Source organism: Bacillus cereus group sp. Bc031 (genome assembly GCF_027716265.1).
Taxonomy (GTDB): Bacteria; Bacillota; Bacilli; order Bacillales; family Bacillaceae_G; genus Bacillus_A; species Bacillus_A paranthracis.
Genome location: NZ_JAQFUL010000037.1, coordinates 29595 through 49202, shown reverse-complemented (window position 1 = coordinate 49202; position 19608 = coordinate 29595). Strand labels below are relative to the sequence as shown.

Genomic DNA, 19608 nt, shown 5'->3' with positions numbered 1-19608 from the left:
AAGTACATTACGTGTTTTTTAGTTTGTTTGAACGAAAGTTCATTTTGTTTTCGTTCTTAAGTTGATGGGCATGGGGTTTTAGTTGGTTCTGAAAAAAAAGCATCTCATCACTCTGCAATTACATTTAGAATAGCAATATTCCACGCTTCTTACTTAAAAAAGGCATCCAAATATTTCGAATTCTTATTCTTTCGGGGCGTATTTGTTTTATTTAGTATTTTCTTCAGTATAAGTCTAATACATTATTTTTTTCAGGCTAATACTGAAAATATATCAAACACATTTGGATCCGTTTATAAATTTACTATTGCAATTTTGCTGCTATTATTTTCTATTATTATCCATGAACTTGGTCATATAGTTGCTGCTTATCGATATAAAATACAACCTTAAGACGTCGGAATGGGTCTTTATATGATGCGGCCTGTTTTATTTGTTGATTTAAGTGATACCTGGCGATTGCCTAGACGACAAAGAGTAGTTATTGACCTGGGCGGAATTTACTTTGAATTATGGATATTTATATTATTTGAGTTGTGTTATTTTATTTCAGGATTCCAGGAATTTTTTGTAGCAAATCAATTCATACTCATTACAGTTCTATATAACTTATATCCATTTTTACAATATGACGGTTTTTGGGTTCTTACTGACATTCTAGGAATTGCAAACTTGCATACTAGAACCTTCCAATTGGTGAAAAGTGGTCTCCTGGGATACTTTTTTTTCAAGCCTGATTATCGAAAGCAATTTAATGATACAATTAAGAGGATGAACAGGCACTATAAATTAGCATTTCTTACATATGCTAGTATATATTTTTGTTCAGTTATCACTGCTATCTGGTTCATTCTTCGATATACCATCTATTTATTCACATCGCTAGATTCGTTCACATGGGGAAATGCAAAAGGTGCCATTATTGTAATAATTATAGTTTTAATTAGAACAATAGTTGTCTTTACATTAAAATTTAAAAGGGCCGGGAGGGAAAAGGATGATAAACAAACAAACCATCCTTCAAGTAGAAAAAATCAAGAAAGCTTATGAAACCGAAGCAGGAACAATTCAAATTTTAAAAGGGCTTAGCACTAAATTTTATTCTGGAGAGATTGTTAGTATTATTGGTCCTAGTGGAAGCGGAAAATCCACACTACTTGGAATACTGGGATCATTGGATACCCCTACCGAAGGACGTATTATTATTGAACAACAAGATATTACCTCCATGTCAGAAGAAAAGCTAGCTGATTTCCGTGCAAAAAAGATTGGTTTTGTTTTTCAATCGTATAATTTAATCACAACAATGACCGCTCAAGAAAATGTTATGATGGCACTTATGTGCGCTGGAGTAAGAAGCCAAAAAGAAATGATAACAAAGTCTAGGGAAATGTTGGACCTTGTTGGGATGAAAGAACGATATCATCATTTACCAAGCCAGCTATCTGGAGGTCAACAACAGCGTGTAGCAATTGCTCGTGCATTAGTAAATAATCCAGCCATTGTTATTGCTGATGAACCAACTGGGAACTTAGATTCCAAAACAGGAAAAAATATTTTGGACTTAATTTTTCAACTACGTGACCAACTCCAGATGACGTTTATTATTGCTACACATGATACGCATGTGGCAAAACTTTCAGATCGTGTTTTAAAAATGGAAGATGGCCTCCTCGTTCAAGAAACCTTTAACGACCATACAAAATCTAGTGAGCAAGAAGGTGGCATAACACCATGCTACTAAAATCTGCACTACGTAGTTTAGCACGTAATCGTTTAAGAACTTTTTTTACTGTGTTCAGTATTTTAATAGGAGTAGCTAGTTTCTTTTCTATGTCTATGTTGGTAGAGCTGGTTCCGCGATCTATTCACGAATCCTCTAAAATTCTTTTAGGAGGGGATGTGTCAGTTCAATCCTATTTAAAACCGATGGATCGCGAAACTCTTATTTCTTCCATTCCTAAAGAAGAACAGAAAGCGCTCACAACTTCTTTATTAGGTCAAAGTATGGTCAAATCTGATCGGAAAACAACAAGTTTAATTGTAAAGGGAATTGAAACGAACCACTATCCTTTCTTTGGTGATAATCTGTTTCCTAATATTCGTACTTTACATAAAGATGAACTACTACTTTCCAAAAATACAGCTGACCGTTTGCAAGTCAAAGTAGGAGATAGAGTTGAGATTCCTAACCGTTCTACTGGGGCAATGACCTCTTATAAAATTAGTGGTTTAGTAGAAGGTGTCCAAGAATCCTATGGCGATGCTTCAATTTTTGGAACTGCCTATTTACATTTAGATCAAGCACAGCAGCTTTTAAATGTACCTGCAGGCACAATTAATGAAGCATTAATCTTATTAAATGAAAATGTTAATATCTCTTCTTTTAAAAAGAATATTCAAAAACAATTACCACAAAGTAGTGTAATAGATGTTCAGGATAAGGAGCTAGAGAAACAGAAAGATTTATGGATGTTGTTACCATTTCTTCAGCTTTTCAGTATATTAGCTCTTGGAATTGCCGCTATTACTACTTCTAATACAATGAAAGTCATTATTGCTTCACGTACGCATGATATCGCTGTTATGAAGTCCGTAGGAATGAAAACTAAATATATTATTCGATATTTTCTATTAGAAGCATTATGGCTAGCGATTCTCGGAACAGTTGGTGGGATTGTACTCGGCTTATTAGCTAGTGTTTGGCTGACGTCCTATCTAGCAGACGTGCTTTCACTACCGCTACATTGGGGAATTTCATGGTCCGTAATTTTTACAACAATTATTGTGGGATTAATTGTAACCTTCTTAGCTTCTTGGATACCAGTAAAAAGTGGAATGTGTGTATCACCACTTCAAATGTTACGTGATACTGAGAACACAAGTGTGAATTATGCTTTACCATTTAAAAAGAAATTTCAACTTTTTATATTTACTTGTGGCATTCTTTCTATTTATGTTTACAATATAGCTTTCACAACAAATACAAATGGCAACGCAGTCTTTAAGTGGTTTCTTGCTCTTTTACTTACAACTGCAGTTCTGTTATTTATTTTTACTTTTGTCCGATTTATAGGGTTTATATATTCTTTATTATTCAGATTAATTGGCGCCATGAAAAGCATAATGCCACAAAGCCTCTTTCTTGCTTTACACAACATGGCTACTACAAGTAAACGAAATGGTTTATTGGCAGTTACCTTAACTATTGGTGTTGTTTCTGTTGTCTCTAGTCATGTATTTGCAGACAATTTAATTGAGTCAGTTCAAGGTCAATTGGAAAGAGAGGCAATGGGAAATATCCTTATTACAAGTTCCATTCATGACGAAGGGAACGTTGAAAAGCAGCTACAATCTATTAAGGACATAAAAGGATCGAAAAAAGGTTATCAATTAGATGGAAGACTCCAAAATATTAACGGAGTGGACGCAGCATCTATATTCATGAAAAATATAAAAGATGATAAATTTTTTAGCTCAACTAAAATTTCAATAGAAGGGGTAGATACCTCTCTTAACTCTAGATCCTATATGATATCTGAAGGGCGTGATTTAGCTCTATCGGATGCAAAGGGGAAAAAAGCAATTCTTTTGGACAGCTATAAGAAATTAGGTGTAAAAGTCGGTGATACAGTTGACATTCAAATTGGAAATGAATTAGTAAACTGCGAAATTATAGGTTTCTTTAAATCTGGTGTAGTTAAAACCGTTGGCATCCGTATTCCAACTGAAACATTAGCTACATATGGGAAACCAAGCCGAATTACTTATTCCTTAGATAGTGATCCTAAAAAGATAAATACTATATTAACAGAATTAAATGAAAAACTTCCTGGTTCAGCAATGGCATATTCAATTGCTGCTACAGCAATCGATAGTCTTCAGTATATTATTCAAATGCAAAGTGCTTTCTTCTCAATTGTAGCGTTGTTCGCATTTTTAACAGCTGTTCTTACAATTGGAAATCAAGTTGTCATTCGCTTAATGCAACAGACACGAGATGTTGCTATTATGAAAACAGTTGGTATGTCTTCTAGTAATTTGATGAAGTCTATCTTATTAGAAAACACGATTATCTCCCTATCGGCTGGATTAGTTGGCGCTGGAATTGCCCTAGCCTTTTCAGGCATCACTTTACGCTTCTTATTCCAAATGCCGATGAAAATAGATATGACTTGGTCCATTTTAGGTATACTTTTATCTGTTATAACAACAATAATTGTTGTATGGATAGCAGCAAAACAATCATTATCGGCTAAACCTATACACCTTTTACAAAATAAATAAAGAAAGAAAAAAGTGTATTTTGATTATCTAGTCAAAATACGCTTTTTCTATTTTCTTTAAAACAACACATATCCTATGTTTATCAGGTTAAAATTAAAGAATACCCCAGAACGAAAATCTGGAGATCCCTCCCTCACATGCTTGTTCCCATTTAAAAACTGGATTAGATTAAACCTAGTTGATTTAAACGTGTTTCTTATCTCTTATCTTTCTAATTTATTGATTAATAAAATGTAGACTGATCATTAGGTTTTATATTATAAATAGTTTTTATTAAAATAAAGTATTAGACTCAATAGTAGCTATGTAATTATTATACAGTTAATAAGAACAATTCTGAGAAGATGTACGTAGTAATAAAATGGGAGAGGAATAATTTGAATCAAAATAAACCGATAGAAACAGAAGAAAAAATATCTATCATACAAAAAATGAAAAAATGGGCTAGAAACTAAAAAAAAACAACTTCTTGTACTTTATTTGGCATATCGAGATGAAAGAGTCCCTTGGTATGCTAAATTATTTACAATGCTTGTTGTTGCGTATGCTTTTAGTCCTATAGATTTAATCCCAGACTTCATTCCAATCTTGGGGTATCTTGATGATTTGATTCTTGTACCATTAGGTGTATACTTGGCATTAAAACTGATTCCTAAAGAAGTGTTGGAGGATTGTAAAAGAAAGGTAGAGGAAAGACAGATAACAAGCAAACCAAAGAATTGGATAACAGGCATTATTATCATTACTCTCTGGATCCTTGTCTTTGTATGGGCTGTAAAAATTGCAAACCTGATTATTTTCAGGATGAAAGAATAAAGAAAGCTACAGAGTATATACAGCTAGATATGGAGGTATTAATGAGCTCTCTCCAAACAGGACAAACATATGGAATATCCGATGCCTATGTAGGTATGACTGATAAAGTACTAACCCGTATGATTTTTATAAATTAATATATGTATTATCTTATAAAAAAACTCAGCAGGATTTATTCTGATGAGTTTTTTGTTTATATAATTTATCAATAATTATTCTTTTTTCTCCGGCTGATAGGAAAGAATAACGACACCTGAACTGGTCGTTCTTGTTTCGAGCAGTTTTAAAGCCTTTGTATCGTTTCCGGTTTTAAAGAGACGCTTTCCGCTTCCTACGATAACGGGATTGACCATAAAATGATATTCATCAATGAGGTCGTGTTGCATCAATGTTTGTATAAGCTCACCACTACCATAAATTAAAAGGTTCTGACCGGGCTGTTCCTTCAGTTTCGATATTTCTTCTACAATATTACCCTTGATAAGATTTGCATTCCATTCGGTTTCTTCTAAAGTTGTTGAGGCAACAAATTTAGGCATGCTGTTCATCTTATCAGCAAAACCTTCTTCATCAGTCATAGAAGGCCAGGCAGCTGCAAAACCTTGATAGGTTACTCGCCCTAGTAGAAGCGCTTCACTTTCAAACAGTAAATTGGATTGAAACTTTGCCACTTCTTCATTGAAATATGGAGCAGTCCAAGCTGGTTCCTCCATGACACCATCTAGTGAGAGGTACATCGATACAATTATTTTTCCCATTTTGTTCTCCTTTAGTTTTAAATTGAGATGTTTACATATTGGTAAAACAATTATTAATTCTCCAGCTAGAGAAAATTTACCTTTTTAATAGTTTCGACAAAATGTATTTATGTATGTTTTGGAATAAACTAATATATATTCATAACTTTGAAATATTGTATAACTTCTAATTTTTATGCATTATTGATTAGCATTGCTTATTGTGCTAACGAATCAGGATAGTGTGGCGACCGACTAAATAGTTGCTTATCCTCAATTATTAGAAGGGGAGTTTTATTATTTCGCGAATTGATTAGACATAGACGAGTGCTATAATTTTCTATATATACATAAAGAGGTGATTACGTATGAATCAAAGACCGTCAGAAGAAGAATACGCCGGGAGCTCCGGCGTATATATCCGATTAGTGCCGGACGGTAACATCATCGACATTTTACTTGCTCAGGAAAAGCAAATGACCGAACTCCTGGCATCGTTGACCGAAAGCCAGGCCGCATATCGGTATGCGGAAGGAAAATGGACACTGAAAGAAGTTGTGGGCCACATTACAGACGCGGAACGCGTCATGACCTACCGCCTGCTCCGGTTCGCAAGAGGGGACCAGACGCCTTTGACCGGTTTCGATCAGGAATTATTCATACCTCCTTTCGGAAGCTGGACAACCGCGCAATTGGCCGAAGACTACCGGGCCGTACGGCAATCAACGATTACATTACTGCGCGGGCTACCAGCGGAGGCGTGGATCCGCAAGGGCACAGCCAACAACCTAAGCATTACGGCGCGCGCCCTCGCGTACAGCATTGCAGGATACGAGCTTCATCACATGGGGGTTATCCGAAACCGGTACTTGAGTTAATCGTCGGCAGAGGCCTTTGGAATGGAACGAACACCACTCATACAACCTTAGATACCGTTCTTATTAGGGTCCCGCCCCACAACCATCAACTTAAGGATTTAGACTATTTTTGAAATAAAAAGCACGTTACTATTCTCTTATGTTAATGAGAAAGGGTAACGTGCTTTTTATGAATATGCACCAAAAACAAGAGTTATATCGATTTTTCTCATTTTGGGGTATTTGTTTTTCTTAGATTGAGGGTGACGGGGCACTACTCTATAATGATCAAATTAAAATTAAAAATAGTTATAGAGACTCCATTTCTCGGAAATGTTGTAACTATTAAGTTGTAAAAAGAACCATAGTTTTTCATTTTTGAAAAGGCTATGGTCTTTTTTAGTTGTAGCAAAGTGATGATGCGAGGAAGTTTTTTTGATAAATCAAAAAAACTTGATTAACAAGTTGCATATAGAACTCATCTACGTATATACTATAAACATCAAAAAAAATTGATGAAGGGAGAGTGAACTACAGTGGCGCAAAATTTCCAGCTCTATGAGAAAAAGTTTAAAGCATTAGCGGATCAGAAACGTCTAGAAATCATGTATGAGCTTTGTCAGAGAGGCCAAACGTGTGTATGTGATTTAACAGAGATTTTTGAAATGACACAATCTAAGTTGTCCTATCATTTAAAGATTTTATTAGACGCAGGTTTAATTGTAAAAGAAACAAAAGGTACGTGGAGTTATTATGATTTAAATGATGCGGAAGTGAATAATTTATTATCAGAAGAATTGTGCTGTATCTTTAGAAAAACAGGCAAAGGTAGCTGCTGTTAAAATTTTAATTTATTAATCAAAAAAAATTGATTAATGATATGTAAAGAGGAGGAATAAGGTATGAGATATGTTCACGTTGGTATAAACGTTACGAATTTAGAGAAGTCCATTGAATTTTATGAAAAAGTATTTGGTGTATCACCAGTTAAAGTGAAAACGGATTATGCAAAATTTTTATTAGAGACGCCAGGACTTAATTTTACGCTGAACGTACGAGAAGAAGTGAAGGGAAATCAGGTAAATCATTTCGGTTTCCAAGTGGATACAGCTGAAGAAATTACATTACATAAAGAAAGATTAGAAAAAGAAGGTTTCTTCGCGCGTGATGAGATGGATACGACTTGTTGCTATGCAGTACAAGATAAGTTTTGGGTAACAGATCCTGATGGGAATGAGTGGGAATTCTTTTATACGAAAGCACATAGTGATGTTCACAAAATTGAAGAGTCATCTTGTTGTACGATTTCTAATGAAGTAGCTAAAAATTCTTGTTGTTAATAGGAGATGGAAAATAAAATGAAACGTTTATCTTTTCTAGACCGATATTTAACACTATGGATTTTTCTAGCGATGGCTGTTGGGATTGGTTTAGGGTTTGTGTTCCCTAGTGTAGTAGACGGACTGAATACATTACAAGTTGGCACGACGTCTATTCCGCTTGCAGTTGGTTTAATTGTCATGATGTATCCACCATTAGCGAAAGTTCGCTATGAGGAAATGGGCCAAGTATTTAAAGATGTTAAAGTGTTAGTTTTATCATTAGTACAAAACTGGATTATTGGTCCGGTACTTATGTTTGTGTTAGCAATTATTTTTCTTCCTGATAAACCAGAATACATGGTTGGTCTCATTATGATTGGATTAGCACGTTGCATTGCGATGGTCATTGTTTGGAACGATCTTGCCGATGGGGATAAAGAGTATGCGGCAGGTTTAGTGGCTTTTAACTCGGTATTTCAAATGTTATTCTTCTCCATTTATGCATACGTGTTTGTAACAGTCATTCCAGAATGGTTAGGGATTGAAGGTGCTATTGTCGATATTACAATGATAGAAGTAGCAAAATCAGTGTTTATTTATTTGGGAATTCCTTTTATAGCAGGTATGTTGACGCGCTTTGTACTAGTTAAGTTAAAAGGAAGACAGTGGTATGAAAAGGTGTTTATACCTAAGATTAGTCCACTTACATTGATTGCATTGCTATTTACGATCATTATTATGTTTTCTTTAAAAGGAGAGATGATTGTTAGCGTACCACTAGATGTAGTAAGAATAGCAATTCCATTACTCATTTATTTTATTGTAATGTTTTTTGTTTCTTTCTTTATGGGAAGAAAGATTGGTGCAAACTATCCGGTGACGACAACGTTAGCATTTACAGCAGGTAGCAATAATTTCGAGTTAGCGATTGCTGTAGCAGTTGGTGTGTTTGGTATTCATTCGGGCGCAGCATTTGCAGCTGTTATCGGTCCTTTAGTTGAAGTACCTGTCATGATTGCACTTGTAAACGTTGCTTTTTGGTTTAAACGTAAATATTTTAATGATCAATCAGTCTAAATTTAAAAATAAAGGTGGAAAACAACATGGAGAACAAAAAGACAATCTACTTTTTATGTACAGGAAATTCATGCCGAAGCCAAATGGCAGAAGCATGGGGAAAGAAATATTTAGGAGATAAGTGGAATGTGTATTCTGCAGGAATCGAAGCACATGGAGTAAATCCAAACGCAATTAAAGCAATGAACGAAGTAAATGTCGACATAACAAATCAAACATCAGATATAATTGATGCAAACATTTTAAATCGTGCTGATTTAGTCGTTACGCTTTGTAGCCATGCAGATTCTGTTTGTCCATCTACTCCGCCGGATGTGCATCGTGTTTATTGGGGATTTGATGATCCAGCAGGAAAAGAGTGGTCCGAATTTCAACGTGTTCGTGATGAAATTGGTGAACGTATAAAGCGATTTTCTGAAACAGGGGAATAAATAAAGGAAAGAGTCAATCTTCTATTGTGTTGGAGATTGGCTCTTTCCTTTATTATATATTTCATTGATTTAAAACAACTATTAAAAAGAATAGAGAATATTCTGTCATAGTGTTAAAGTTATAATAAAGCGATTTCAAAAAGGTGGTTTAACTTATGATTTCTGAATTAAGCAAGAATGATTTTTATAAATGTAGTAGTTTAATAAATGAACGAGGTCAATTAGAAGTCAAAGCTGTAATTGCAGGGGTGAATCCTGGTCGAATATTTGTAGATAACGAGACTTCTCCTAATTCGGGACTCATTTGGTTAGGTAATAATGATGGCTTCTTTTTTATTGGAAATGCTGAAAATGAAGAGTTTAATAAAGAAATGAATCATCTTATTAATAATGTAATAAAACCTGAGGCGAAAAAGGTTGGACTAAATTGTTTTGAAGGAATCGGTAATCATTCAAAGTGGAACAAAACAATTGAAAGAATATTTCAGCACCGTAACTTAAAGAGTTGGAATCAAAGAGTGTATATGCTAAGAAAAGAGGATTATGAAAATCATCATGAGCCTAAATTTGAACAGGGATATACTGTGCTAAAAATGAGTAAAGCTCTCTATGAAAATAATAATAACACATTTAAGAACATTGATTTTTTACAATCAAAAATTTTAGAGTTTTGGTCTTCACCAGATTGTTTTTTCAATGAAGGAATCGGTTATTGCATTGTTTATGGTGATCTAATTGTGAGTGTTTGTTTTTCAGGATTTGTATTTGAAAATATACACTGTATAGATATTGAAACAATAGAAGAGCACCAGGGGAGAAAATTAGCTCAAACGATAGCTCATAGTTTTGTGAAAGATTGTTTGGAGAATGACATTACTCCATATTGGGACTGTATGGAATTGAACAAGTCTTCTATCGCAGTTGTGGAAAATGTAGGGTTTACAAATGTGTTTAATTACGTAGGATATTATTTTCCTTTTGAGTAAATTAAGTGTATTTTACAAACCTATCATCGAGGATTTTTACATGTAAGGAGAATAGGATGAAACACATAATAAAAGACGTATTAATGAATTATTTTAAAGAAATTCATTCATTAGCAGTGGAAGAAGAATTACATAATAATAGTTGGCATACAGATTTACACTATAAAATCATCGTAAATGGAAAGCGGTATTCCGCAAGATTTATAAATAGCAAGCGAACAATCAATCCAGCTTTTGGAACGTTATCAAACGAACAACTGATAGAGCAAGTACGGTTTACGTATTATGTACGCGAACATGGAATTCCTTTTATGCAGATAAATAAGAATAGGGCAGGAGAGCCATTTACACTTGTCGCTTGGAATGAGGAACAATACAGATTTGTCTTGTCTAATTGGATTGAGGGAGAACATATTACACATTGTACAGAAGCTATCGCAAAAGCCTTTGGAAAGGAATCAAGAAAGATTCATGACATATCTTGCGCATTTCAAAGCTCGATTTTTCAAAAGAAATCACATTTGGATGGGTATGCCCAGTTTATTCATATGTTAGAAAGTAAGGCAAGCGCATGCAAAGAATTACGGGAGTATATAAAGCTAGCTACATATCATATAGAGTGTGCATATACGAGTGAATTAAAGTTTATCGTACAGACAGATTTAAATCCTTTGAATGTTTTATGGGACTCAAGTGAGCAGGTAAAAGGAATTGTAGATGTTGAATCGATTGGATATGTTGATCGTATTGAAGGACTAGCCTTTTTACTAAAGTGGTATTCTCGAACAGAAGGAATACATTCGCATGAAGTATGTTCAAGTGTTGCTAGTGCATTTTTAGAAGGGTATAAGGCTCATAAGATTGTAACATCAAATGATTACAAAAGACTTTCTTCGTTACTATGGTTATCCGGTAGTTTAAATTGGAATTTTGTGAAGAAAACACTAAGTGTAATAAGTGATAAGAGGAAATTAGAAGAACATTTGGAAGTTTATAGAGTGAGGGGAGAAAGACTATCTTCATTATTAATTTGTACATAACATGTATTCTCCTAATTTGGGATTCAAATAAGAAACCATAGGAGGTGTTCTAAAAATGAAAATACAAATTGTATTGTTTGACGGTTTTGGAGAACTTGTCTCCTTTGCACCTTTTGAGGTACTGAAAAGAGCGATAGAAGAAGGGGCTCCGTTTACAGTTGAATTCGTTTCAAGTGAACCAAAACAAGAAGTTACTACTTCGTTTGGGGTTACGGTTCAATCACATGAATTTTTACGAATGGATAATCGTCCAGATATGTTCATTTTCTATGTTTAATAATTTGGCTGAATATAACCTAACTTTATTCCCTTTGTGACACCTCCCCAAATCCCATCAGCCTATAAAATAAGGAAAGTTCCACATAATGGACATAAACGATGCTTATAAATATAAAGTAGTATGTTATGAAAATGAATAAAGATTGCAGAGCCTACATAAAAAGGGCCTTAGCTAAACCCAGAATATAAAGTGCTTTTTTGAGGATGAGAAAATATGTATAGGAGGAAGTGACATGAAAGACAATACTCCTAAGAAAATTTTATTTATTCAATCAGGAATTCCTTTTTATTATCCAATGATCGAAGCAGCAATTTTGAATAGTTTACAAAAGATAAACAGCGATACAAGTATGGTGAGTCCAGAAAAAGCTATAAAAACCGCATTGAAAGTGAAACCAGATTTTATTTTGGTATTAAGCGGTTTAAGTGAAGAATTTAATCATATTATGCCATTCTTAAAAAAGGCAGGGTTTACTACTGGACTTTGGCTGACAGATGATCCTTATTATACGGATGTAACACAACATCTTGTGCCGTATTATGATTACATATTTACGCAAGATTTAAATTGTATCAAATTTTATAGAGGGTTAGGATGTAACAATGTGTTTCATCTTCCGTTAGCAGCAAATCAAGATGTGTTTAAACCTTCTCAGAAAGAAGATACATATAAGTATGATCTTAGTTTTATAGGTACAGCATTTGAAAATAGACTTACCTTTGTTGATTCTATTTCAGAGTATTTAGCAGAAAAAAATATAAAAATTGTAGGTTTCGGTTGGGAGAATTTAAAGAGTTATGAAAGGTTAAAGGATAAAATACAAATCTTGCCACTTGCAAAGTATGAAGATGCGTTATATTTTTACGTATCTACTAAAATCAATATAAATTTGCATCGTTCACTAATTGATCAGGAATTGAATTGTAACTCTGCAAATATTCAAGCGTATTCCGTAAATAATAGGACGTTTGAAATTAATGCCGTAGGTTCTTTTCAATTAACTGATATACGTCCAGATGTAGCAAAACATTACATACCAGGTGTTGAAATAGAAACTTTTAATAGTGCATCGGAGTTTATACAAAAAGCAGAGTATTATTTGGAACATGTACAAGAAAGAAAACGTATAGCAAAAAATGGACTGGATAGAACTTTGAAACATCACACATATGATAAACGAATCATACAATTATTAAACTATATTAATTTGAGGGGCGTGAAGGTGTAATCTAGTCATTAACTTACATGAAATAGCATCGATTATACTTGAAGATAAGCATTTAATGCACTGGGATAGACCAGAAGAGATTGCTGAGGACGTTTTAAATTGGTTCATATAAAAAGGTCCGTTGTTCGCATTTGAGCAACGGATTTTCTTTTGAAAAACTGAATCTAAGAGAGATAAGCAAGAGCATTACAGTTCTATCACCAATTCATTTTTTGGTATAATAGATGCTGGCAGAAAACAGATAGAAAGATACTGCTAGGAATTTATACTTAAATGTTGGGAGATTGAACAGAGTTATGGGGACAGAAAAAGAAATTAGTTCCGCTAAATTAATATGGAAGATGACGCGCCCGCATACGTTAACGGCGACATTTTCTCCTGTAATTTTAGGAACAGTGGCATCACTTTATGTTGCCGAAATTGATTGGCTTTTATTTATTGCGATGATGGTTGCATGTTTAGCATTGCAAATCGCGACGAACTTATTTAATGAGTACTATGATTTCAAACGTGGATTAGATACAGCTGATTCTGTTGGAATTGGTGGCGGAATTGTCCGTCATGGATTGAAACCAAAAAATGTGTTAACAGTCGCACTTTTATTGTATGTAGTAGCAGCAATTATTGGAGTTTATATTTGTATGAATAGTAGCTGGTGGTTAGTCGTTATCGGTTTAATCGGAATGGCGGTTGGCTATTTATATACAGGTGGTCCATTACCAATTGCGTACACTCCGTTTGGAGAATTAGTTTCTGGCTTGTTAATGGGGACATGCTTTGTACTTATTGCTTTCTTTATTCAAACGAATACGATAACGACTGAAAGTGTATTAATTTCAATTCCAATTGGAATTTTAGTCGGTGCAATCAACATGTCAAATAACATCCGAGATATTGAAGAAGATATTAAAGGTGGAAGAAAGACATTAGTAATCCTCCTTGGGAGAGAAAAAGCAATAGTAACACTAGCTGTAGCCTTTTTCATTGCTTATTTATGGATTGCGGTAATTGTATTAATGGGTTATATAAGCCCTTGGGCATTAGTGATGTTCCTAGGTTTAAGAAAACCAATCTCTGCCATTCAAAGTTTCCAAAAAGGAGCAAAGGATCCCGGATATATGCGCATCGCAATGAAATCAACAGCGATGACAAATACGATTTTCGGCTTCTTATTATCAGCAGGATTACTAATAAGTTACTTGTTTTAAATAAAAACCCCCAGTTTCTCAATTTTAATTTAGAGAGATTGGGGGTTTTATTTTGACTTTGCTTCATGTTAAAAACAGTTTCATTTGAAATGAAAATACCAATACATTGCAACTTCATCATTTGTCATATCCAAACCTTTATAAATAAGAAAATCAAATCCACCAATTACAAATCCACATTTTTCATAAAATTTACATGCTGCGACATTATTATTTTGCGTTTCAAGCATAATACCTGGCATATTGCCTTCTTTTGCCCACTGCTTTGCTTGATCAACTAATCTTTTACCAACTCCGAGTGTACGATATTTTTTATCCACTGTTATATCTTCTATGTAAGCATAGTGATTCCAATTCTTTTTCAATACTATGAATCCGATGATTTGGTTATGTAACAGTGCTATGTAAATTACTTGATTCGGTTTATTTATATACTCATTGTACGCCAGTTCTTCATTATCACATTGATTTTGTAAATAACTTTTTTCATAACTTGGAACGTCTTCTACTGTATATTCTATGCGTCTATTTACTTTGGAAAGAGAAAGAATTAACCGAGCATTCACTATAAAACTATCATCAATCTCCGGGAAATTGCCTACATCATTTTTTTCTAACTTTCTAATTAAAAGGTTCATCGGAGTACCTCCCAATAATATTATTTCTTCTGATTTTTTATTTGATTCAAATGAATTGCGATTACAAAATTATAATAGAATTTCAATGGTAAGGCTATCTCTGTATTTTATCTTTATACTAGCATGCTAGTATGAAAATATTGTTTGAAATGAAGCGGATTATTTTCAATTAAACTTCCAGAAAAATCAACGTCTATAGTATCAACAGGTTACTAAAAAATGAGATGATTTCATTAAAGAGTATTTTAGTGAAAGAAGGATTAAAGAAATGATCCTAGTTTTTTCTAAAAGAGTGATTCCATTAAATCAATTCAGAGCATGTTCTGATTTATCTTTCTTCAGAGCATGCTTTTTGGGCTCGTTTCCATAAGTGTATTAGTACCAATTTAACAACTCATCAGTTACAAGTTACTTTTTGGATACCACATTTTAGAATAACTAACTTATAGAAAAAATTGAATAATTTTCATGTGTAAGGAGATTTTAAGAAGGATATAGAGGGGATATTTTCCTGTTGTTTTCTAGCCAAATGATTACTGACCCAAAAACCATGTGGTGGAAAGGTTTCTAAAGCTTTTCTGTCAAGAAATCACTAACACTAAAGTTCAAGTATAAAAACATAAACCATTCGATAAATGGGGTAGTATGATGAAAAAACTTAGTAGAAATCGTTTGAGAAAAGATATTCAGGAACTTGAGAGTGCAAGTATGCAGATCCAACATGATCAAGAGTGTGAACTCAAGCAGAGTGTATGTGTGAATGAAGAAGTTTTGAGACAAGTTTTTGAGAATTGTTCCGATATTGTATTTCGTCCACTTCTCATAAATAGTCAAACTGAAATTCTTTTTATTTATATAGATGGATTAGTTGACACTAAGATTGTGGAACAAGTTGTTTTCAAACCAATGATGTTTGAAGGTTTGCCTAGTGGAGTAAAGAGTGAGGATTCGGTAGGAGAAATTATACAAAAACAGCTTATTGCGGTTTCTCAAGTAAAGACGATTTCAAAAGTTCATGAGGTTATAGAAGCGATATTGAAAGCGAATATCGTCATTTTAACAGAAGGAGAGAGTCAAGCTCTAGTCGCTGATTTAAAAGGGTTTGAAAAACGAGGTATTGAAGAACCGGCTGCCGAGATTTCTGTTCGTGGCCCTCGGGACGAATTTACCGAAACGTTAAGGGTGAATACGAGCCTAATTCGCCGAAGGATTCGGAGTCAAAGACTAAAAATGGAACCTTATTCGATTGGGGAATTATCACAGACAGATGTGGTAATGACCTATATTGAGGGCATTGCACCCGATTCGGTTTTGGATGAAGTTCGCCAAAGGGTAAAGCGAATTCAAATTGATGGGGTGTTGGAGTCAGCTTTTATTGAAGAGTTTATCGAGGATCAACCCTTTTCTCCCTTTCCGCAAATTCAAAATACCGAGCGACCAGACGCGGTTTGTGCAAGTTTATTAGAAGGGAAAGTCGCCATTTTAGTCGATAATACACCTTTCGTTTTAATCGTTCCTATGACATTTTGGACGGGTTTGCAAGCAGCGGAGGATTATTATGAGCGCTCCATCTATACGACTTTTGTTCGATGGATACGTTTAATATTAATTAATATTTCATTATTTCTTCCGTCTCTCTATGTTACTATTACAACTTTTCATCCGAAATTAATTCCGACAAATTTGCTTATTAGTATTGCAGCTGCGCGAGAAGGTATTCCTTTTCCTGCTGTTATAGAAGCACTAATGATGGAATTTTTATTTGAAGGTTTGAGGGAAGCGGGCGTTCGGTTACCAAAACCCGTTGGATCAGCAGTTAGTATTGTGGGGGCACTTGTTATCGGGCAAGCTGCTGTGCAAGCAGGTATTATTTCCGCACCTTTAGTTATTGTTGTGGCGACAACCGGTATTGCGTCATTTGCGTTCCCGCGCTACAACTTAGGAACAGCTTACCGGATGTTACGCTTTCCTATGCTGTTATTGGCAGGAATGCTTGGGCTATACGGTATAGCAATAAGTACCCTTGCGATTTTGATTCATTTAACTAATATTCGTTCTTTTGGTATTCCGTATTTAAGTCCAGTTGCGCCTCAGACTCCGCGTGATTTAAAGGATGTTTTTCTCCGAACGCCTCGTTGGAATATGACACACCGCCCAATAATGGTATCTGGTGAAGAGAAAGTTCGTTTTCCAGATGGACAAAAGCCAGATGAGAAACGGGGAGGGGAAACAGAATGAGTCTGCACAAGGCGCTCTCTATGATACTGGTCGTTTCATTATGCTTCTTGACGGGATGTTGGGATCGTACGGAGCTAAATGATCTGGCAATTGAATTAGGGTGGGGACTTGATCAAGCGAAGAATAATAAGGTTGAAATTAGTGCGCAGTTTATTATCCCATCAAAAATGGGAATGGGACAGAGCGGAAGAAGTAATACAGGAAAATCGGTTTTTATAGAATCAGGAATTGGAAAGGATACACATGAAGCTGTACAAATGATGCAAACAAAAATGTCGAGAGAAATCTTTCGAGGGCACCAGCGTGTAATATTGATTGGAGAAAAAATGGCTAAAAATGGCCTCGCTTCAGTTTTAGATGCATATAGCCGCGATCCTGATATTCGATTACGAGCAGATGCGTTTGTAATAAAGGGGCATACTGCAAAAGAGTTTTTGAAAGCATCCATCCCCTTAGAATCTATCCCGGCACTTGGGGCACTGAAAGAGCATATGCAAATAGAGGCGTTAGGAGATATGTCTTTATTACATTTTCTTATTGCTAGTACGAGTGATGGAATCACTCCGATTTTACCCGTTATTAAACTAAATGTGTCTCATAAAAAAGGAAAAACTGAGGTCAAAGGGTTTCAAATTGTAGGCGGTGCTATATTTAACAACGATTTCAAATTGGTAGGGTATTTAAACATGCAGGAATGGTTAACTACTCTTTGGATAGTGAATCGTTTAAGTAAACAGACGGTTACAGCAAGCGCCTCTAAAGGAAATGGTAGTGCAAGTTTATATATGACAAAAATCAATAGAAAAATTATACCTACTATACAAGGGAACACAATTAAGTGTGATATTGTTTTTTCTGGTGAAGGAACAATTCAGGAAAATAATACGAATTTAGATCTTACGCAGCCAAAAAATATCACTCTTTTAGAACATGTATTGGAAAAACAATCTGAAAAGCAAGCTCTCCAAACTATTAAAAAGGTTCAAAAACAATACGGAACCGATATCTTTGGATTTGGGGAAGCCATTCATCGAAAATATCCATCCGAATGGAAAGGGCTAAAAAAGAATTGGAGTAAACAATTTCGAAAAGTGCAAGTTTCTGTTCATACAAAGCTTACTATTCGGCGAGTAGGACTGACTGGACCACCGTTGCAGTTAAAGAAAAATGAAATGAAAAAATAAGGAGGAATATAGAGTGTGAGAAATTCAATGAAAATCTCTGGCAGGCAAATCTTTTGGATGATGTTCACATTTGAAGTGGGACAATCACTCCTTCTAGTTATTCCAGCGACGATTCGCACTGCCAAACAAGATGCGTGGATTTCGATCTTGATTGCAGGGGGGATAGGGGTTGTTCTTACTTTTTTTGCAACTACACTTGGTTCGCTCTATCCGAAACAAACGCTAATTGAATTTAGTCAAACCATTCTTGGTAAATGGCTAGGAAAGCTGCTGCTGATTCTTTACTTCTTTGGATGGTACATGATAATTTGGATAACCGTCCGTGAATTTGGTGAGTTCATTATTATCGCTTTGTTTCATAATACACCTTTGTGGGTTATTGTCTTGACTGCGATGTTATTGCTCATTTTTATTATTTACCAAGGCGGGGTGGAGGGGATTGGACGTTTAAGTGAAATTATAGGGCCAATTGTACTTTTAATGATAACGTTTGTAATCATTTTGAATATTGGCAATATGAATTGGGATTATATGCGGCCTATTTATCATGATTCTGGATGGCTTCCCATACTTAAAGGCTCCTATACTCCTGTAGCTGCATTTTTCGGGGAGGCTGTCATGATGATGATGTTCGTTTTCTTTATGGACAAACCAGAACAAGCGTCATCGCGGGCAATGTGGGGAGTAGGACTGGCCGTTTTCATGGTAACGATCGGAACATTAGCGGTCATTTTAACATTCGGTCCGAATCTATCTTCAAGTTTTTTGTATCCGGTTTACGATTTGAGTCGGTACATATCCGTCATGGAGTTCATTCAAAATGTAGATATTTTGATAGTGATTATTTGGTTTTTTAGTATTTTTGTTAAACTGGCGTTATACATGTTTATCGCTTGTTATGGAACAGCACAAATATTTCATTTAAAGGATTGGCGAAAAGTAGCTTTGGTTCTTGCTCCTATTTCGTTCATCATAGCTGTATCAGTTAAAAATATCCAAACATTTACTCATTATTACTACCTATTTTTTGTGATTCCAGTTGCATTTCCGGTTTACATGTTTGGAATTCCCTTTCTGTTATTGGTGGTTGGGAAAATTCGAAGGAAATATGCATAAACCTAATCTGGTAATGTGTTCGAATGAAGGTATGTATAGCTTTTTGACTAAAATAAAAGAGAACGAGCCTACTCACCAGCGTAGGCTTTTTTATTTGTATATTACGTTATAAGAGATATCTTGTTTTCTCCGGAATGTCCTTTTTAGAAATGTATGCAACAGA

General features: G+C 34.9%; 17 protein-coding genes and 2 pseudogenes. 17 read left to right on the top strand and 2 right to left on the bottom strand.

The genetic code is table 11. The features are described from left to right. Positions 1–997 precede the first annotated feature (997 nt). The 4 genes and pseudogenes from PDQ33_RS15690 to PDQ33_RS15675 form a co-directional block, all read left to right on the top strand. Entirely contained in the window at positions 998–1744 is a 747-nt protein-coding gene (locus PDQ33_RS15690) for an ABC transporter ATP-binding protein (protein ID WP_000608860.1), read from the top strand. Then, the gene (locus PDQ33_RS15685; protein ID WP_270756112.1) at positions 1735–4287 is read left to right on the top strand and encodes an ABC transporter permease; all 2553 of its coding nucleotides are present in this window, start codon (positions 1735–1737) and stop codon (positions 4285–4287) included. Before PDQ33_RS15690 ends, PDQ33_RS15685 begins: the two co-directional genes overlap by 10 nt. 480 nt (positions 4288–4767) lie before the next feature. Next, positions 4768–5103, top strand: a complete 336-nt coding sequence (locus PDQ33_RS15680) for a YkvA family protein (protein WP_048555286.1) — start codon at positions 4768–4770, stop codon at positions 5101–5103. Then, positions 5064–5228 (top strand): annotated as a pseudogene (locus tag PDQ33_RS15675) (IS4 family transposase); the annotation flags it as partial. The gene PDQ33_RS15680 and the pseudogene PDQ33_RS15675, both read left to right, overlap by 40 nt. Before the next feature lie 87 nt (positions 5229–5315). On the opposite strand, the gene PDQ33_RS15670 reads toward PDQ33_RS15675, so the two are convergent. Next, positions 5316–5861: a dihydrofolate reductase family protein gene (locus tag PDQ33_RS15670; protein ID WP_061130815.1), complete on the bottom strand. Its 546-nt coding sequence runs from the start codon at positions 5859–5861 to the stop codon at positions 5316–5318. A 347-nt stretch (positions 5862–6208) separates the two neighbouring features. On the opposite strand from PDQ33_RS15670, the gene PDQ33_RS15665 reads away from it, so the two are divergent. The 10 genes and pseudogenes from PDQ33_RS15665 (at position 6209) to menA (ending at position 14269) form a co-directional block, all read left to right on the top strand. Further along, on the top strand, positions 6209–6718 hold the full coding sequence (locus tag PDQ33_RS15665) for a DinB family protein (RefSeq protein WP_270394007.1): 510 nt from the start codon (positions 6209–6211) through the stop codon (positions 6716–6718). Between the two features lie 515 nt (positions 6719–7233). Next, positions 7234–7539 carry an arsenical resistance operon transcriptional regulator ArsR gene (arsR, locus tag PDQ33_RS15660; RefSeq protein WP_000068188.1) on the top strand — a complete coding sequence of 102 codons (306 nt, stop codon included), beginning with the start codon at positions 7234–7236 and terminating at the stop codon, positions 7537–7539. A gap of 60 nt (positions 7540–7599) precedes the next feature. Then, positions 7600–8037 (top strand): ArsI/CadI family heavy metal resistance metalloenzyme, encoded by a 438-nt coding sequence (locus tag PDQ33_RS15655; RefSeq protein ID WP_270756107.1) that lies wholly within the window; start codon positions 7600–7602, stop codon positions 8035–8037. A gap of 18 nt (positions 8038–8055) precedes the next feature. Then, positions 8056–9096: an ACR3 family arsenite efflux transporter gene (gene arsB, locus PDQ33_RS15650; protein ID WP_061130818.1), complete on the top strand. Its 1041-nt coding sequence runs from the start codon at positions 8056–8058 to the stop codon at positions 9094–9096. Between the two features lie 26 nt (positions 9097–9122). Continuing rightward, positions 9123–9527 (top strand): arsenate reductase (thioredoxin), encoded by a 405-nt coding sequence (arsC, locus tag PDQ33_RS15645; protein WP_061130819.1) that lies wholly within the window; start codon positions 9123–9125, stop codon positions 9525–9527. Between the two features lie 155 nt (positions 9528–9682). Then, a complete protein-coding gene (locus tag PDQ33_RS15640; protein WP_061130820.1) occupies positions 9683–10513 on the top strand; it encodes a GNAT family N-acetyltransferase in 831 nt (276 codons plus the stop codon). Positions 10514–10569: 56 nt separating this feature from the next. Then, positions 10570–11553: a phosphotransferase gene (locus tag PDQ33_RS15635; protein ID WP_061130821.1), complete on the top strand. Its 984-nt coding sequence runs from the start codon at positions 10570–10572 to the stop codon at positions 11551–11553. 55 nt (positions 11554–11608) lie between these two features. After that, positions 11609–11818: pseudogene (locus tag PDQ33_RS15630) on the top strand (DJ-1/PfpI family protein); the annotation flags it as partial. A 247-nt stretch (positions 11819–12065) separates the two neighbouring features. Continuing rightward, positions 12066–13061 carry a CgeB family protein gene (locus tag PDQ33_RS15625; protein WP_061130822.1) on the top strand — a complete coding sequence of 332 codons (996 nt, stop codon included), beginning with the start codon at positions 12066–12068 and terminating at the stop codon, positions 13059–13061. A 296-nt stretch (positions 13062–13357) separates the two neighbouring features. Beyond that, positions 13358–14269 carry a 1,4-dihydroxy-2-naphthoate polyprenyltransferase gene (gene menA, locus PDQ33_RS15620; RefSeq protein WP_000536359.1) on the top strand — a complete coding sequence of 304 codons (912 nt, stop codon included), beginning with the start codon at positions 13358–13360 and terminating at the stop codon, positions 14267–14269. 80 nt (positions 14270–14349) lie between these two features. On the opposite strand, the gene satA is transcribed toward menA, so the two are convergent. Continuing rightward, positions 14350–14907, bottom strand: coding sequence for a streptothricin N-acetyltransferase SatA (gene satA / locus PDQ33_RS15615; RefSeq protein WP_001050473.1), 558 nt, complete (start codon positions 14905–14907; stop codon positions 14350–14352). Positions 14908–15552: 645 nt separating this feature from the next. Between satA and PDQ33_RS15610 the strand changes: the two genes are divergently transcribed. From PDQ33_RS15610 to PDQ33_RS15600, 3 genes are read left to right on the top strand one after another with little or no spacing between them, the layout of a single operon-like run. Further along, entirely contained in the window at positions 15553–17145 is a 1593-nt protein-coding gene (locus PDQ33_RS15610; RefSeq protein WP_270756104.1) for a spore germination protein, read from the top strand. Next, positions 17142–18329 (top strand): Ger(x)C family spore germination protein, encoded by a 1188-nt coding sequence (locus PDQ33_RS15605; protein ID WP_000052125.1) that lies wholly within the window; start codon positions 17142–17144, stop codon positions 18327–18329. The genes PDQ33_RS15610 and PDQ33_RS15605 overlap by 4 nt, the downstream gene beginning before the upstream one ends. Positions 18330–18356: 27 nt before the next feature. After that, complete coding sequence (locus tag PDQ33_RS15600; protein WP_270756113.1) at positions 18357–19445, top strand: GerAB/ArcD/ProY family transporter; 1089 nt, start codon at positions 18357–18359, stop codon at positions 19443–19445. Positions 19446–19608 lie beyond the last annotated feature (163 nt).

Excerpts from the sequence above, each read along its gene's own strand:
- PDQ33_RS15690 (WP_000608860.1), top strand. The coding sequence starts at position 998 with ATGATAAACAAACAAACCATCCTTCAAGTAGAAAAAATCAAGAAAGCT.
- PDQ33_RS15625 (WP_061130822.1), top strand. The coding sequence starts at position 12,066 with ATGAAAGACAATACTCCTAAGAAAATTTTATTTATTCAATCAGGAATT.
- PDQ33_RS15685 (WP_270756112.1), top strand. The coding sequence starts at position 1,735 with ATGCTACTAAAATCTGCACTACGTAGTTTAGCACGTAATCGTTTAAGA.
- satA (WP_001050473.1), bottom strand. The coding sequence starts at position 14,907 with ATGAACCTTTTAATTAGAAAGTTAGAAAAAAATGATGTAGGCAATTTC.
- PDQ33_RS15640 (WP_061130820.1), top strand. The coding sequence starts at position 9,683 with ATGATTTCTGAATTAAGCAAGAATGATTTTTATAAATGTAGTAGTTTA.
- PDQ33_RS15600 (WP_270756113.1), top strand. The coding sequence starts at position 18,357 with ATGAAAATCTCTGGCAGGCAAATCTTTTGGATGATGTTCACATTTGAA.
- PDQ33_RS15670 (WP_061130815.1), bottom strand. The coding sequence starts at position 5,861 with ATGGGAAAAATAATTGTATCGATGTACCTCTCACTAGATGGTGTCATG.
- PDQ33_RS15655 (WP_270756107.1), top strand. The coding sequence starts at position 7,600 with ATGAGATATGTTCACGTTGGTATAAACGTTACGAATTTAGAGAAGTCC.
- PDQ33_RS15665 (WP_270394007.1), top strand. The coding sequence starts at position 6,209 with ATGAATCAAAGACCGTCAGAAGAAGAATACGCCGGGAGCTCCGGCGTA.
- PDQ33_RS15610 (WP_270756104.1), top strand. The coding sequence starts at position 15,553 with ATGATGAAAAAACTTAGTAGAAATCGTTTGAGAAAAGATATTCAGGAA.
- PDQ33_RS15605 (WP_000052125.1), top strand. The coding sequence starts at position 17,142 with ATGAGTCTGCACAAGGCGCTCTCTATGATACTGGTCGTTTCATTATGC.
- arsB (WP_061130818.1), top strand. The coding sequence starts at position 8,056 with ATGAAACGTTTATCTTTTCTAGACCGATATTTAACACTATGGATTTTT.
- PDQ33_RS15635 (WP_061130821.1), top strand. The coding sequence starts at position 10,570 with ATGAAACACATAATAAAAGACGTATTAATGAATTATTTTAAAGAAATT.
- menA (WP_000536359.1), top strand. The coding sequence starts at position 13,358 with ATGGGGACAGAAAAAGAAATTAGTTCCGCTAAATTAATATGGAAGATG.
- arsC (WP_061130819.1), top strand. The coding sequence starts at position 9,123 with ATGGAGAACAAAAAGACAATCTACTTTTTATGTACAGGAAATTCATGC.